Annotated in this window: 16 protein-coding genes; 8 read left to right on the top strand and 8 right to left on the bottom strand. The window is 39.7% G+C overall.

Translation table 11 applies throughout. The features are described from left to right. The first annotated feature begins 14 nt into the window (after positions 1-14). Genes FD725_RS24765 through FD725_RS24755 form a run of 3 tightly spaced genes read left to right on the top strand, consistent with a single transcriptional unit; the run spans position 15 to position 3,782 of the window. Complete coding sequence (locus tag FD725_RS24765) at positions 15-2,066, top strand: sensor histidine kinase (RefSeq protein ID WP_218653137.1); 2,052 nt, start codon at positions 15-17, stop codon at positions 2,064-2,066. A 5-nt stretch (positions 2,067-2,071) separates the two neighbouring features. Continuing rightward, entirely contained in the window at positions 2,072-2,776 is a 705-nt protein-coding gene (locus FD725_RS24760) for a hypothetical protein (protein WP_218653136.1), read from the top strand. After that, entirely contained in the window at positions 2,760-3,782 is a 1,023-nt protein-coding gene (locus tag FD725_RS24755) for a ComEC/Rec2 family competence protein (protein WP_218653135.1), read from the top strand. The genes FD725_RS24760 and FD725_RS24755 overlap by 17 nt, the downstream gene beginning before the upstream one ends. On the opposite strand, the gene tilS is transcribed toward FD725_RS24755, so the two are convergent. The 4 genes from tilS to FD725_RS24735 form a co-directional block, all read right to left on the bottom strand. Further along, the gene (gene tilS / locus FD725_RS24750) at positions 3,779-4,759 is read right to left on the bottom strand and encodes a tRNA lysidine(34) synthetase TilS (RefSeq protein WP_179050604.1); all 981 of its coding nucleotides are present in this window, start codon (positions 4,757-4,759) and stop codon (positions 3,779-3,781) included. The two genes, FD725_RS24755 and tilS, sit on opposite strands and share 4 nt — an antisense overlap. Before the next feature lie 31 nt (positions 4,760-4,790). Further along, positions 4,791-5,102 (bottom strand): KGK domain-containing protein, encoded by a 312-nt coding sequence (locus tag FD725_RS24745; RefSeq protein WP_179050603.1) that lies wholly within the window; start codon positions 5,100-5,102, stop codon positions 4,791-4,793. A 640-nt stretch (positions 5,103-5,742) separates the two neighbouring features. Beyond that, positions 5,743-6,006 (bottom strand): helix-turn-helix transcriptional regulator, encoded by a 264-nt coding sequence (locus FD725_RS24740; protein ID WP_179050602.1) that lies wholly within the window; start codon positions 6,004-6,006, stop codon positions 5,743-5,745. A gap of 144 nt (positions 6,007-6,150) precedes the next feature. Continuing rightward, positions 6,151-6,960, bottom strand: coding sequence for a hypothetical protein (locus FD725_RS24735; RefSeq protein WP_179050601.1), 810 nt, complete (start codon positions 6,958-6,960; stop codon positions 6,151-6,153). A gap of 659 nt (positions 6,961-7,619) precedes the next feature. Here FD725_RS24735 and FD725_RS24730 point away from each other — a divergent pair. Next, entirely contained in the window at positions 7,620-8,414 is a 795-nt protein-coding gene (locus tag FD725_RS24730) for a segregation/condensation protein A (RefSeq protein ID WP_179050600.1), read from the top strand. A gap of 201 nt (positions 8,415-8,615) precedes the next feature. Here FD725_RS24730 and FD725_RS24725 read toward each other — a convergent pair whose 3' ends face one another. Next, complete coding sequence (locus FD725_RS24725) at positions 8,616-9,413, bottom strand: MlaE family lipid ABC transporter permease subunit (protein WP_179050599.1); 798 nt, start codon at positions 9,411-9,413, stop codon at positions 8,616-8,618. A gap of 530 nt (positions 9,414-9,943) precedes the next feature. Here FD725_RS24725 and FD725_RS24720 point away from each other — a divergent pair. The 4 genes from FD725_RS24720 (at position 9,944) to FD725_RS24705 (ending at position 12,266) form a co-directional block, all read left to right on the top strand. Continuing rightward, the gene (locus FD725_RS24720; RefSeq protein WP_179050598.1) at positions 9,944-10,240 is read left to right on the top strand and encodes a hypothetical protein; all 297 of its coding nucleotides are present in this window, start codon (positions 9,944-9,946) and stop codon (positions 10,238-10,240) included. A gap of 231 nt (positions 10,241-10,471) precedes the next feature. Then, the gene (gene sppA, locus FD725_RS24715; protein ID WP_179050597.1) at positions 10,472-11,293 is read left to right on the top strand and encodes a signal peptide peptidase SppA; all 822 of its coding nucleotides are present in this window, start codon (positions 10,472-10,474) and stop codon (positions 11,291-11,293) included. Positions 11,294-11,478: 185 nt separating this feature from the next. Further along, positions 11,479-11,901, top strand: coding sequence for a chorismate mutase (gene aroH, locus FD725_RS24710; RefSeq protein ID WP_179050596.1), 423 nt, complete (start codon positions 11,479-11,481; stop codon positions 11,899-11,901). Positions 11,902-12,020: 119 nt separating this feature from the next. Beyond that, positions 12,021-12,266 carry a hypothetical protein gene (locus FD725_RS24705; protein ID WP_179050595.1) on the top strand — a complete coding sequence of 82 codons (246 nt, stop codon included), beginning with the start codon at positions 12,021-12,023 and terminating at the stop codon, positions 12,264-12,266. Positions 12,267-12,504: 238 nt separating this feature from the next. On the opposite strand, the gene FD725_RS24700 is transcribed toward FD725_RS24705, so the two are convergent. The 3 genes from FD725_RS24700 to crtR form a co-directional block, all read right to left on the bottom strand. Beyond that, positions 12,505-12,846: a hypothetical protein gene (locus FD725_RS24700; protein WP_179050594.1), complete on the bottom strand. Its 342-nt coding sequence runs from the start codon at positions 12,844-12,846 to the stop codon at positions 12,505-12,507. Positions 12,847-12,855: 9 nt separating this feature from the next. After that, positions 12,856-13,221, bottom strand: a complete 366-nt coding sequence (locus FD725_RS24695) for a papain fold toxin domain-containing protein (RefSeq protein WP_179050593.1) — start codon at positions 13,219-13,221, stop codon at positions 12,856-12,858. 77 nt (positions 13,222-13,298) lie between these two features. Next, the gene (gene crtR, locus FD725_RS24690) at positions 13,299-14,189 is read right to left on the bottom strand and encodes a beta-carotene hydroxylase (protein ID WP_179050592.1); all 891 of its coding nucleotides are present in this window, start codon (positions 14,187-14,189) and stop codon (positions 13,299-13,301) included. Positions 14,190-14,244: the final 55 nt, after the last annotated feature.

Raw genomic sequence — 14,244 nt, 5'->3', positions numbered from 1 at the left:
ATTGTAGCTAAATAATGATGCATTTTAAGTTTTCACCAAAAATTCTGCAAAGGCTGGGAGAAGAACTCGTTCCAAATCCAGACCAAGGAATCATTGAATTGGTTAAGAACTCTTATGATGCTGATGCTACTGAATGCACAGTAGAACTTATCAAAACTAGTGCCATAGGTGGCTCGATTATTATTTCCGATAACGGTGTTGGTATGGATAAAGATGCCATTAGCGAGGGATGGCTAGTGCTAGGCCGATCAAAAAAAGCTAACCGTGAAGTTACTCAATTAGGTCGCTTACCTGTAGGTAATAAAGGATTAGGTAGGTTAGCGGCTCTACAGATGGGTTCTCAAGTATTCTTAAAAACTAGACCTAAAGATGAACCAGGAATTGAATATTCTTTAACAATTAATTGGGATGATTTTCAGGAAGCTGATGTAGTAGAAGATGTTCCTTTTGATGTCCAAAAAAGTAGTACGAATCAACGGCAGGGAACTGATATTATCGTCAGCAATATTAAAAATATATTTAATAAACGTGATCTTCAAAGATTAGCTAGGGAACTTTTACTCCTAGCAGATCCATTTGACAATCATGCAGGTTTTCGCCTGAAACTTATTGCTCCAGAATTTTCGGAAATTGAAAAACAAGTAAACAATGCTTACTTTGATGATGCCGAATATCATTTGCAAGCTAGTATAAATGAACTCGGAATTGCTGAAGTAAATTTGCTGGACTGGCAGAATAACGTAATTTTTCAGGCCAAACATAGTGATATTTCTCAAGAGCTTTACAAAACACCTGCAACAAAATTTGAACTGTGGGTATTCTTTCTAAATCCTCAAACTTTTTCAGCGAGAAAAACTTCTGTTTCTTTCACACAAGTTAGAGAATGGCTTGGTCAAGTAGGGAATGTTCGTCTATACCATCGAGGTTTGCGGGTAAAACCCTATGGAGATCAAGACGATGATTGGTTGAATTTAAATTATGCACGAGCAAGAAATCCAGAGGTTCGTCCTTCAACAAAAACAGTTATTGGTAGAGTAATTGTTAATGACCCTGAAGATATGTTACTTCAGAAAACTGATCGGCTTGGTTTTATTGAAAATGAAGCTTTTTTAGAGTTAAAACGCTTCGCAATTGATGTGTTGGAATGGATGGCGAAAGAAAGGCTTAAAGTTACTGAAACGCAAAGACAAAGGGTTAAGCAACAAGTTCCTCGTGATATTACACAAGCTAAAGCCAGGATTGAAGAAGTTATTGAAGCAGAAGTTCCTCAAGAATCTCGTCCTAAAGTCTTAGAAGCTGTTCAGCAATATGAAAATGTAACAGAAAATCAAACTAAAGTATTACGTGATGACCTTCAACTCTATCGTAGTCTAGCTACCGCCGGAACAACCGCAGCAGTTTTCGCTCATGAATCTGGCAAACCCGTGACTGCAATTGAAATAATAGCTAGGATAATAGAAACAAAAGCTAAAGAGTTTATGGGAGAAAAATATGAACAATATTTAGGAGAACCAGTTAAAAAGCTTTCTCAAGTAAGTAAGTCATTGCTACGCTTTTCTAATTTTCCGTTGCACCTTTTGAAACGAGAAAAACGTCGTTCAGGTGTTGTAGATGTTCATAAAGTTATTGATGACATCGTTGAACTTTTTCAAAGTTTTTTTGATGAAGGTAACATTCAAGTTATTAAAGAAAAAGTTGATACGCAACCTTGTATTTATGGGAGTGATGCTTTATTAGAAGCAATTATTACAAATCTTTTAACCAATGTTATCAATGTTTTTAACATTGCAGGTGGACGCATAGAAGAACGTCAAGTAGTTATTAGAACTGCAATTCAAGGAAGTAATCTAATAATTAAGGTTTTAGATAATGGTTCAGGAATCCTGAATATAAAAATAGACGAAATTTGGCTACCTGGTAAAACCACTAGGGAAGGTGGTACAGGTTTAGGATTGACGATTGTGAAAGATTCTGTAACTGATCTAGGAGGCTCGGTAGATGTAATTCCAAAGAGTGAATTAGGTGGAGCCGAATTTATTGTAGAATTAACACTTATTAGAGAGTAATTTTTATGAGCATGACAGCAGCTTTCATTAAGAAAAAAATAGCAATAATTGATGACGATAAAGACCTAGCAGAATTAACAGCTTTGCAAGTAGACGCAGCAGGATATGAGCCATATTTATTAGAAGACGATAGACATTTTTATCAAGTCAGTGACTTGGTATCTCTGATTAAAGAAAATACTCAATGTGCTGTGTGTGATCACCGATTGATGAAGTCTGGATTTGCTAACTTTTATGGAGCAGAATTAGTTGCAAATTTATATGATTTGAAATTTCCATCATTGTTAATAACTCAGTATACAGAAATGGATACATCTTTTTCGATTAGAAAATGGAGACATAAAATACCTGTACTACTGAGTCGAGACAAAGCTGATGCTTCAAGCATTGCTAAGGGAATAGAAGATTGTAACTTAGAACTTTCGGGTAAAATACCGAGTACTAGAAAACCTCGTAGAACGATAGTTAGGATTACTAATATTGATGAAGAATCTCATGAACGTGTTATAGATGCCTTTGTTCCAAGTTGGAATCCCTATAAGGCTGTTCGTTTTCCAGCTTCTCTGATTCCAGAAAATATTAGAGTTGTATTAAAACCAAATATCCGTTTATTTGCTCACGTAAACACAGGAGCAGAAAAATCTGATGATCTGTATTTTGAAAAATTTGAATTAGCATCTGAACCAGATGAAGATGATGGACTCGCCTGAACTGATTATTTTAGATGTTGGACATGGAAATTGTGCGTTAATTAGAGATGTAAATGATGTAATGGTTATTGACTGTCCACCTGGTGGTACTTTGGCAGGAACTCTTGAACATCTAGCTATTAAAGAAATTTTACATATCCTCATTTCTCATACTGATGCAGATCATATTGCAGGTATAATTGACATACTTTCAAATGAAGATATCAAAGTTCACAATGTACATATCAACCCTGATGCAAGTAAAAAAAGTGACATTTGGACAGATGTACGTATTGCTTTGCAAGATGCGCGTAAACGTTCTGGGCTTCGATTTTCATCAGAATTGACAACAACAAAAACAGGAAGTTTGAACATTGGTTCAGTTGAAATAGAAATTCTTGCACCAACACCTGAATTAATTTCTGGTGGTGCTGGCTCAACAGATTTACAAAGAAGGCGATTAACCTCCAATTCAATATCAGCTGTTGTCGGTATAGTTCACGGTTCTCACAGAGTGGCTATATTAGCAGCAGATATTGATAATGTAGGTTTTGACAATTTGATTCAGGATCAAAATAACTTGAGTGCTGACATACTTGTTTTTCCTCATCATGGTGGAAAACCAGGAGGTGCAGATCCTAAAATATTTGCCGAGCAATTTTGTACGGTTGTCCAACCAAAGTTAATCATATTCTCTATTGATCGGAATCGTTTTAGTAATCCCCGTATAGAAATAGTAGAGGGTATTATTTCTTCAGTTCCAAATGCTCATATTTTATGCACTCAATTATCCAAACAATGTACTACTACTCTTCCTAGTTCAACGCCGACACATTTAAATACACTTCCTGCTAGAGGTCTTAATAGTAATAGCTGTTGTGGAGGAACTATTACTATTAAAATAAATGGTAGCAAGACAAATTATGCTGAGATGGCTTTACATAAAGATTTTATTATTAATCAAGTAACTAGCCCAATATGTCGAAAGTTTTTGCCTATCCTTAAACCTGATAGTAAACCCAATTAACTGAATCCCCTTGTTAATAGTATCCAGTGATCTTGGACTTGAGCGATCGCCCCACCCGGAAAAGGATCAGTTTGCGAGCGATTGGGGGCTATAATTAAAGCCGTTAATTTCTCAATCTGCTCAAAATTAGGCGCATCAGCCAGTATTTGTTGCAATACTTGCCGCATCACCCGACGCTGTAGTGCTAACGGTGCTGTTTGCAATACCCGACGATTAATCCGCATCTCCTTGTCCCACTCTACCGCCGCTTTGTGTAACTCTTGGGCTGCTTGTTCTAGATATTCAACTTCTGCTTGCAATAATTCAGCAGTTTGGGCGATCGCTAACTCTGCTTGGGGGTTAAAATTTGCTTGTAAATAGGGGATTAATTCTTGTCGGATGCGGTTACGAGCATATTTTAAGTCTTGATTAGTAGAATCTTGCCAAATTGGTAAATTATACTCTTGACAAAATTGCTCTGTCTGTTTACGATTCACGTCTAACAATGGACGTACTAGGGAAATATTTGTACTTAAAGAACGTTGCCAAGTCAAAGCTTGTAAACCATCAGCACCAGTACCACGGATTAAATTGTAGAGGAGAGTTTCAGCGCGATCGCTTGCAGTGTGACCTGTAACGATATATTGGTAATTATGTGCTTGAGCGATCGCAATCATTGCTTGATAGCGCCAATCACGAGCCGTAGCTTCGCTATTTACAGGTGTTTGTGCCGTCTCTAAATAAAAAGACACACCCCAACTTTGAGCTAAATTTTCCACATGACGAGCATTAGCTTGAGAGTCAGCGCGCCAACAATGATCACAATGAGCAATACCTAAATCCCATCCCCATTTTGGTTGTAAATCCAACAATAATTTAATTAAACATAGAGAATCTTGTCCACCAGAAACCGCGACTAATAGCCGTTGGTGGCGCTCAAATAAATGGCGCGATCGGATGGTACGATGTATTTTCGCGTGTAGAGCAGTCCACACCATTTTGAGCTTTTAAATTATTTTCCCCATATTCTCAAAGAGTATCAAATTGCTGAAGCTTTTCCGCAATTTCGTCTAATGGTGATAACGGTTCATCAGGACAGAATTCTAGTGCTAACCTGACTTTACCTTTTTTCCATCCCTGAGCGCTAAATTTTAAAACTTCACAGTTTATCCCTTGATGATACAAATTAGCCTCAGTTGTTCCTTCTGTACCAATAAACTCCTTAATTGCTGTAATCAAATCGCGGACTTTAAACGTGTTAGCAATATCTAATTTTTTAAAAGTATCTGCTTCTATTGATACAACTTCATCATGATTTAGCCTCTCAAATCCATCTCCCATAAGAATCTCCTGTCACCAAATCTATAGTCTCCTTCCACCGATATGACACCTCATCCGCAATAAAATCATGATTGTTTGGATTTACGGGACTAGAGACTAGTACCGCAAGACGGAATTTGTAATACTCGCCAAAGGCGAGAAGCAAGCTACGTAATACCCTACGGGTTAGCCGTAAGGCTTTCTCGGAGAGTAGGCTTGCGCCTACGTAATTAGCTTTTTACAACAGTTTCAGACATTTTCAATGGGTGGCTTATTTACACCGCACTGTACTAGTATTGATTACTCAGCACTCCCCACTCAGCACTCAGCACTCAAAAGGCAGGAATTACGCAGAGAGATGAAGACAAGACCTTGTTGAGGTTGAGTTAAGAGTAACGAGTTAGGATACTGACTCGCAACTCAAAACTCAGCACTCATTGTCAATGGGAAAAATTAGTCACGCACCATCACTAACAGTTGATAATTGTTAATCTGCTTAAGTTTGACGTTGATGGGATTTACGCTAGAGGTTCACACTGAGGAAAATGCGTGAGGAGAAAACAATCTGTAAACCGTCACAATGAGTTTCGCTGTATTACCAGACAGAATTCATTACGGTGAGAGATGCACTCAATAGCGTATGCTACGCGCCATTGATGTTTCAATCGTTCTGGTTTGGTAGAGAACAGCAATTAACGTCATTTAAGCAGACTTTACCCCACTGTAAAGCCCATCTAACAAGAGCCACGCGGTTTTCCGTGTGTGTTTTGTCGAGAATGTTGCTGATGTGGTTATCAACAGTGCGTTTGCTAATTTCCAGTTTTACTGCAATGTCTTGGTTAGTTAAGCCAGCGGCCACTAAGTCGATGATTTGCAGTTCTCTGTCTGACAGACTAACAGGGGTCTGAGACTCGCCACCAGCCATGTGCTATTCCTTCCTCCCTTGGTATATGTACTTATCACCTTCTTAATTCTAGAAGATTCTTATGGTTGTAGGCGTTTCCAGTGTTAGCTGCAATACGATTGACAATATTTTTTTATTTTTGAGAATTAAACGGGAGCAAAGCCCCTACTTGGCATATCCTGTTTCACGTAAAAACTTGCGTAATTGGGCAAAATATTGGGCTTTGTCGCTTTTTCTGTAAACTTGCTGCACTCTTCGCCAACCATCTTGGCCTTGCCCTAAAAGATATTTATCAGCTAGATATGCTGCCAAAAAGCCCTTACCATCATCTTGTTGCTTGATTTTGTTGTATTCTTTCCATAACTCTGAGGCGTGATTAGCAATTAATTTAGGATAGCGGCGGGTAACATCCACCATTTTGCCTTGACGATACTGCCAAATTTGTAGAGGATAGGCAGAAGCAGCATAGGAAGTAAAAGCATAAGCAAAGCGATCGTCTCGACTATCAAACTCTGGGATGCCATCTTTGTCTAAATCTTGCAGTCGATAGCCACCATTACCCCATTCTTGGCGCATGGATTTATATTGCCCAGAGGTGCGATCGTAGCGGTAAATTAAGGAATAGACGCAACAATGCGCCCCACCTGTAAAAAAATCGGCAATTACTTCTGGTTCTTTATCACCATCTAAGTTTAGTACTGGTATCTTGTCTGTGAACAACCCACCAATAGGTTTGTCATATTCATTTTCTTGAGATAACTTTTGGTCTAAGACAGTTTTACCAGCCCGAATAATTTGCAACCGCACATTTTTGTACTGATACTCTTCTGGTTTGTCAAAAGATATCTCAGCCCGGATATTACCTAATTGCCCAGTAATAGTTTCTGCTTTAGCAGTGTCGGTAATTACAGATGTAGCGCCCACAATAGCTAAACTGACGAGAAGTTGATTGATGAGTTTACGAAAAGGTTTCATTTTCTTAAGATGCGGTATGGAGAGAATTAAAGGTGGGACGAGAAGACAAGGAGAAAAGTGGCAATCCTTTTTCTTTATCCACTCATCTCCTGCCTTTATTTATACAACACCATACCAGGGATGAATATCCGAAAATAAGCGGGACTGATTTACTGTTAGATACTGATTTTGGGGTTATGACTTTGTTTTTCAGACTGTTTTTTCATGACAGAACCACAGATTTTTAAGTATAAAATATATTTTTTACTAAGAGGACGTTGGAAAAGTCTGTTTCTTTGTCATGTTGAATGCAGCGTAGCGGAATGAAACATCTCGGTCTGTGCCACAAAACCTAGATTCTTCCTGACTCGGAGCGTAAGGAAGAATGACATTTTTATACCTACTGAAACTTTTCCAACACCCTCTAAACCCGAATTGATCACAAGATTTATTAAACACAGGTTTTCGCCTTGTTCAAAGGTTGTAGGGGCGGGTTCACAGAAATTATTAATGATTAACGATAATCTGAATGAACCCGCCCCTACCGCTTGTGAGAAATGCGGGAAAACTTTGGTTGAATTTTCTTGCCATCTGGGAAAACTAGTGTACCCTATCTTGTAAATGTTGCTTTGATGTGACTGTATACTTGAGCAAAAAAATTTACACAATCGGAAATCAGAATGGATGCTTCCGAGCTATTAGAAACAATTACACTGCTGATTGAGCAAGCCGAACGAGGAGAAATAGACCCTTGGGATGTCCAAGTAATTGAGGTAATTGATCGTTATTTGGAACTCATGACACCAAAGACAACTGCTAGAGGTTATGAAACTGACTTGTCACAATCTGGTCAAGCTTTTTTATCAGCTTCCATGCTCGTTTTATTTAAAGCAAATACCTTAATGCAGTTGTCAACAGCTGAAGATTTACTAGAAAATGTCGAGGATGATGCACTAGTAGAAAGCGGAGACGGACTATTTCATCAAGCGCGTTTACCCCTGGAGCGAGTTTTACGCCGTCGCCCTGCTGCAATGCCACCACCAAAACGCCGTGTAACGCTACAGGAACTGATTGAACAGTTACAAGTCATGGCGAACCAGCTAAAACTGGTGCAAAAAGTCAGTAAACCGGAACGTCCCAAACGTCAGCCGAGTATCAAAACCATGCGTGAGGCGCTAGAGTTAGCCCACCAGGAAAATTTGACGGAAGTGGCTGGGGAATTGGAACAAGTGTTGCATTGTTCAGCAAAAGAACTGCTTTTAGAGCAAAATTACCTAAATTTAGAGCAGCTTGTACATTTGTGGACTCAGACTAAACCAGCAGATCAAAAGGCCTCGGCTCATCACTCAGAACACGGTGACTTAGTTAGTGTTTTTTGGGCTTTATTGCTCCTGTCAGCACAATCAAAAGTAGAGCTATTTCAAGAGGAATTTTACCAAGAAATTCAGATACGCTTGGTGATGGGTAATGGGTAATGGGTAATGGGGATTGGGGATTGGGGATTGGGGATGGGTAATGGGGGATGACTAATATACATCTGGTGAAAATGAATGTAGAGACGTTGCAGTGCAACGTCTCTACAAGGATGTCGGGCAACGCAAAATTAATTTCTGGATATGACCAACGACCAATGACTATTGACTATTGACCAATGACTATTGACCATTGACCATTTCTCATATCCCCTGTACAAATCCACTACCAGTGCCTTGAAACATTACCCATGAGAGGAAAAAGTTGCTAATAAAAATAATCAGCAAGGCGGTGACGACAGCAGTTGTCGTTGATTGTCCTACACCTTTGGCTCCTCCTGTGGTTGTTAAACCCCAACTGCAACCAATAATGGCGATTAATAACCCAAAACAGCTAGCTTTGATTAAAGCGCTACAAATATCCCAGACTTCTAGTAGGTTGCGGGCAGAATCTAAAAATACGGTGTCGGAAATGCCATAGAGATTGGTGGCGATGACTAATCCCCCTAGCAACCCTGTGACTAAAGACAAGAGGGTTAAAATTGGCAGCATTAAGCAACAAGCCAATAGACGAGGAATAACTAAATAATCAATTGGGTCAGTTCTCAACATCAACATGGCATCAATTTGTTCGCTGACTCGCATTGTGCCAATTTCTGCGGCAAAGGCAGAACCAACGCGCCCTGCTAATATGACTGCTGTCAAGACTGGCGAAAGTTCCCGCGTTAGTGCTACGGCTAAAACTCCGCCGACAAGATTCCCTGCACCAAAGTTGATAAATTCCCGCGCTACCTGAATTGTAAATACTGCGCCTACAAAAACAGCTGTCAATAGGGCAATGAATAAAGAATCAGGCCCGACTGCTGCCATTTGCTCCTTGGTATTGCGCCAGTGGATTTTGCCTCTCAACAGGTGAACTATGGCTTGTCCACCGAGAAAAATTGCTGCCAGCAATCGCTGACCCCATGTTCCTAAGCTGGATTTGGATGTAGTTTCACTCAATGTTTTGTAGCTAACTCGGTAACTGATTTAATAGTCAATGGTCAATGGTTATTAGTCAATGGTCAATGGTCATTAGTCAATGGTCAATGGTCATTAGTCAATGGTCAATGGTCATTAGTTATTGGTAAAACTCCTACTCATTACCCATTACCTATTACCCATTACCCATTACTCCCTCACTCAGCACGGGCTAAACGCCCCGCTTCCGCTAACAGCACTCAGCACTCAGCACTCCCTCACTTTTTTAGTCTCTTTATCTTTCCTTAACTTGGCTTAATAAAATTCTCAGGAAATATAGCTTTGCATGAACAGGCTCAATCAGGTGATGTGCAAATTTTTTGAGAAAATAAGTCTTATTTAATCAGGGTTTCCGAGATTTTTATCTTTTTTTGAGTCTTGGGTACTTGTGTAACAGGTGACTACTTAATTTAATGAAAACTTAAGATTTTTGACAAGTTGTCTGTTATGGAGCGATCGCTCGTATTCTATTAAGAGAACTCTTGTTCACCTAGTCTCGGAGCTTGTCTGGAATGAATATTTTTACTAATTTCCTGCGTTCTCTGCTACTCACCATCATTTTTAGCTTTGTTGCTCCCTTGTTCTTAATGGGTTGTATGTTATTGCTTCTGTCGGCTGGTAGTCATGTTTCTTTGTTGCAAGGGGTGACTGAGGTAATTGTCGCACGAGTGTTGAATTTTCTCGTCATTTTTGGTAGTGGCTCTGCTTTGCATGGCATTCTGGTGATTAGTCTGACTTGTAGCTTTGTAGGAGCGCTATTCGATACTTATGTTTACTACCGTTATCAAATTTTACGGTTAGATTCTTGATAACTCCAAACTCAATGATGTAATTTTTGACTCAAAGACGATTTTTTATCAGTATAAAAATGTTCTAGTTGTCGATTATATAAATACTTAATATTCGTGAGAAATTTGGGTAAAATACTATTTTTTAGAGACAAAGTATCCAACACTTATCAATCTTCTTACCTTATTCACGTCATCTGGCCGATAAACATCTTATATTTAAAGTATTATCAGGTTTTTAGTTAGTTACTCATGGTTTGGCCTTTTAAGTCAAAGTTTCGTAAACAAATTGCGCGAATTGAAATTACTGGTGCGATCGCCAGTGGAACTCGCAAACGAGTGCTGGAAGCTTTAAAAACTGTTGAAGAAAAAAAGTTTCCGGCATTACTGCTACGTATCGATAGTCCTGGCGGCACAGTGGGAGATTCTCAAGAAATCTACAGCGCTCTCAAACGTCTACGGGAAAAAATTAAAATTGTTGCCAGCTTTGGTAACATCTCCGCTTCCGGTGGTGTTTACATCGGCATGGGAGCAGAACACATTATAGCTAACCCTGGAACAATTACAGGTAGTATTGGTGTCATCCTGCGGGGAAACAATTTGGAGCGCTTGTTAGAAAAAGTTGGTGTTTCCTTCAAGGTAATTAAGTCTGGCCCTTATAAGGATATCTTGGCATTCGACCGAGAACTCACCGAACCAGAAGAAACCATTTTGCAGGAACTGATTGACACAAGTTACCAGCAATTTGTCCAAACTGTAGCAGAGGCAAGGTCTTTGGCTGTAGAAACAGTGAAAAGTTTTGCTGATGGACGCATTTTTACTGGACAGCAAGCATTAGAATTGGGAGTTGTAGATCGTCTGGGAACTGAAGAAGAAGCCCGGCGTTGGACAGCAGAGTTGGTTGGTCTTGACCCTGAAAAAACCCCTTGCTATACCTTAGAAGAAAAAAAACCTTTACTAAGTCGAGTTTTACCAGGTAGTCGTCAAGTCTCCTCCCGATTAGGTGCAGGAATTGAATGGCTAGAGTTTGAAATGTCTACTAGTGGTTTGCCACTGTGGTTATATAGACCGTAATTAGTGAGTGAGGGAGTGAGGGAGTGCTGAGTGCTGTTAGCGGAAGCGGGGCGTTTAGCCCGTGCTGAGTAAATTTTCACTCTGTTTCTAATGACTAATGACCAATGACTATTGACTATTGACTATTGACCATTGACTATTGACTATTGACTATTGACCAATGACTAATTAAGGAGGATTTTGGCGTGGAGTGGCGATTGCAGGCGATTCGTGGAGCAACAACCGTTTCGGAAAATACAGTGGAAGCAATGCGAGAAGCGGTGACAGAACTACTAGATGAACTGGAAAGACGAAATCAAATCCCACCAGAAGACATGATTAGTGTGACGTTTTCTGTAACACGAGATTTGGATGCAATTTTTCCGGCGGCGATCGCTAGACCACGTCCCGGTTGGGATAATGTGGCTATGCTAGATGTGCAGCAAATGCACGTCCAAGGTAGTTTACCGCACTGCATTCGCTTTTTAATCCACGCCCACTTGCCAGCCTCCGTCCCGGTTTATCACATTTATCTGCGCGAAGCCAAAAAGTTACGTCCTGACTGGAGTTTTCCCCAACCCTTACAAGTAGTGCAGCCAGTAGTAGAGTCAAAACACCAATATACCTAGAAAAGCAGCTAGGACTTACGCACTCAACCAATAAACCCTTCTGAGGGTGGTCAATAGTCAATAGTCAATGGTCAATGGTCAAAATCAAGTTTTTTTGGACTGTTGACCTTTGTTCAATTATGGAAGAACATACAGTATCTTCACGACAAGAACTAGCTCAATACATTAGAGCCATGCGAGAAGACTTATTAGCTAACCCTGATGAATGGGAAAATATCACGCTGGATTCATACCTGGAAGCGCTAGCAGCTTACGTTCAAGATATCAATAATTTGTCGAAAAATATTCAGATTCAACTTGATACTGAGCAGCCGAGTTGGCAGTTATTTGCCGATTTACTGGCTGGTGCTGCTATCTATGAGTAGCTAAATATAGGGAATAGGTTACAGGTTACAGGAAATAACTTGTGTAATTAATTCTGTCTGATTACTTATCAAGAAATTATTCTGACTCACACGCTCTACTAACCCGGATTTCTCATCAGACTTATTAAACTGAGGTTTTCTCTTTGTCCAAAGATTGTAGGGGCGGGTTCATTAAGATCATTGTTAATCATTAATCATTTCTGTAAACCCGCCCCTACCGCTTGTGAGAAATGCGGGACTAACTATTACTTGTTACTTTGTGTTGAATTTCACCTCTCTGCTCTGTTTGAGTGAATTCGTCGAAAAGTTGGAAAAACTTTTCTAAAGCGGTTTGTTCATCATGAGAAAAAAATAAAATAATTTGATCCCAAGTCTGATTAGAGGTCAAATTAAATTTCTGCTGAATCCAGTATTGAAATTGAGTAAATTGCCCTTCTTGTTGTGTTTGAGGGATTCCCATTTGACGGCGAGCAAAGCAGTAACCCGCTAAAAAAGTGCGGAGGTTGGAGACGGAAGCTTTTCCTAAATACATCACAGGGCGTTTTTGGATGTTGTGAATAAGATCATACAAATCAACCATTTCTCTAACTTAAAATTTTGTTTCAGTTATTTGAAAGTTGCCGCCTAAATCTTGAGCAGCGCAATAAAGGTTATTTATCCAGTCTACTCTGAAGATGCCTTCTGGGTGGATGTTATCAAATATAAGTTCTTGCCGATCAATTTCCACTGCGATCGCTTCATGTCTTCCGTTGATGGAAATGTTTTGTCGCAGGTGTTCGTGATAGATGTTACAGAAGGGATCTTCTGTACTACCTGTAAACAGACTAACCTGTTTACCAGAAATATTTTGAGATATGAGAAATTGACGTATGGCAATAGCACAAGGAACACATTCAAAAATCTGAAACTGTTTGGCAATACGACTCAATTGACTACGAAGGCTGACATTGGGCATGATGCTGTTTTGTTAAATAGCTATCACCAGTATTAAAAATAGTGTGATGCTAACTGAAATTCCTTGATACTCGCATTCTATTCTTGATGATGATGAAATCTAATTCCTAAAAAGATGTCGTAAACAAATTCCCAAAAGTCTTTTTTCTGCAACAATCCTGAAGTTTGATAACAGCCTTTCTCATCTAAAAGCGGTTTCATCAGATAGTAAGCAGGCTGATAGTTATACCAGGGAATTGAAGGCCATAAGTGATGAATCAGGTGATAATTTTGTCCCAAAATCAGGATGTTGAGTAGTTTTCCTGGGTAGACACGGGCATTTTTCCAGCGATCGCGTTCTACAAAGGGACGGTGTGGTAGATAATCAAAAAATAGTCCTAAGGCGATGCCGACAATAAAGGCTGGGATAAACCAAAAATTGAGAATATAACCTAAAAAGTGGTGTTGAACTGCAATATACACAATTGTCACAACAATCAAGCGACTGATAAACCACTCTAGTAACTCGTATTTTCGCCACAATTGACGCTGGAAGAAAAATACTTCATGGTATAAAAACCGTACAGCAATTAACCACAATGGCCCACCTGTGGAAACGTAATGATCTGGGTCATCTTTGGGGTGGTTTACATGACCGTGATGTTGCAAATGTACCCGTGTGAATACGGGAAAGGCAAAAGCTAATATCAAAGCACTGCAATGCCCTAACATGGCATTAATCACCCTGTTGCGGTGGGCAGATTGATGACAAGCATCATGAATCACTGTCCCGGAACAATGCAAGGCTAAGGTATTAATCCCAAAGCACAGCCAGTGTGGCCATTGCCACAGCCAATAACCAAAGTTGGAAAGCACCAACATGGATACAGAGGCAAAAAACAGCAGCATTGTCGGGTTAAAATCACCAGGAGGCGCTAACAATTCCTTGGGTGGGATTTTTAATGGCTGTTGTACCTCCAATGTGAGCATTACTATCTCCTTACTTCATCAAACATTACGAATATACGACAAAGATGAGGGGATA

It is taken from the genome of Nostoc sp. TCL26-01, assembly GCF_013393945.1.
Taxonomy (GTDB): domain Bacteria; phylum Cyanobacteriota; class Cyanobacteriia; order Cyanobacteriales; family Nostocaceae; genus Trichormus.
The sequence above is the reverse complement of the archived record's forward strand: the minus strand, read 5'-3'. Positions and strand labels throughout refer to the sequence as shown.

What these genes read in the sequence shown, in the direction of transcription:
- FD725_RS24765 (WP_218653137.1), top strand. Translation starts at nt 15, where the DNA reads ATGATGCATTTTAAGTTTTCACCAAAAATTCTGCAAAGGCTGGGAGAA.
- FD725_RS24760 (WP_218653136.1), top strand. Translation starts at nt 2,072, where the DNA reads ATGAGCATGACAGCAGCTTTCATTAAGAAAAAAATAGCAATAATTGAT.
- FD725_RS24755 (WP_218653135.1), top strand. Translation starts at nt 2,760, where the DNA reads ATGATGGACTCGCCTGAACTGATTATTTTAGATGTTGGACATGGAAAT.
- tilS (WP_179050604.1), bottom strand. Translation starts at nt 4,759, where the DNA reads ATGGTGTGGACTGCTCTACACGCGAAAATACATCGTACCATCCGATCG.
- FD725_RS24745 (WP_179050603.1), bottom strand. Translation starts at nt 5,102, where the DNA reads ATGGGAGATGGATTTGAGAGGCTAAATCATGATGAAGTTGTATCAATA.
- FD725_RS24740 (WP_179050602.1), bottom strand. Translation starts at nt 6,006, where the DNA reads ATGGCTGGTGGCGAGTCTCAGACCCCTGTTAGTCTGTCAGACAGAGAA.
- FD725_RS24735 (WP_179050601.1), bottom strand. Translation starts at nt 6,960, where the DNA reads ATGAAACCTTTTCGTAAACTCATCAATCAACTTCTCGTCAGTTTAGCT.
- FD725_RS24730 (WP_179050600.1), top strand. Translation starts at nt 7,620, where the DNA reads ATGGATGCTTCCGAGCTATTAGAAACAATTACACTGCTGATTGAGCAA.
- FD725_RS24720 (WP_179050598.1), top strand. Translation starts at nt 9,944, where the DNA reads ATGAATATTTTTACTAATTTCCTGCGTTCTCTGCTACTCACCATCATT.
- sppA (WP_179050597.1), top strand. Translation starts at nt 10,472, where the DNA reads ATGGTTTGGCCTTTTAAGTCAAAGTTTCGTAAACAAATTGCGCGAATT.
- FD725_RS24705 (WP_179050595.1), top strand. Translation starts at nt 12,021, where the DNA reads ATGGAAGAACATACAGTATCTTCACGACAAGAACTAGCTCAATACATT.
- FD725_RS24700 (WP_179050594.1), bottom strand. Translation starts at nt 12,846, where the DNA reads ATGGTTGATTTGTATGATCTTATTCACAACATCCAAAAACGCCCTGTG.
- FD725_RS24695 (WP_179050593.1), bottom strand. Translation starts at nt 13,221, where the DNA reads ATGCCCAATGTCAGCCTTCGTAGTCAATTGAGTCGTATTGCCAAACAG.
- crtR (WP_179050592.1), bottom strand. Translation starts at nt 14,189, where the DNA reads ATGCTCACATTGGAGGTACAACAGCCATTAAAAATCCCACCCAAGGAA.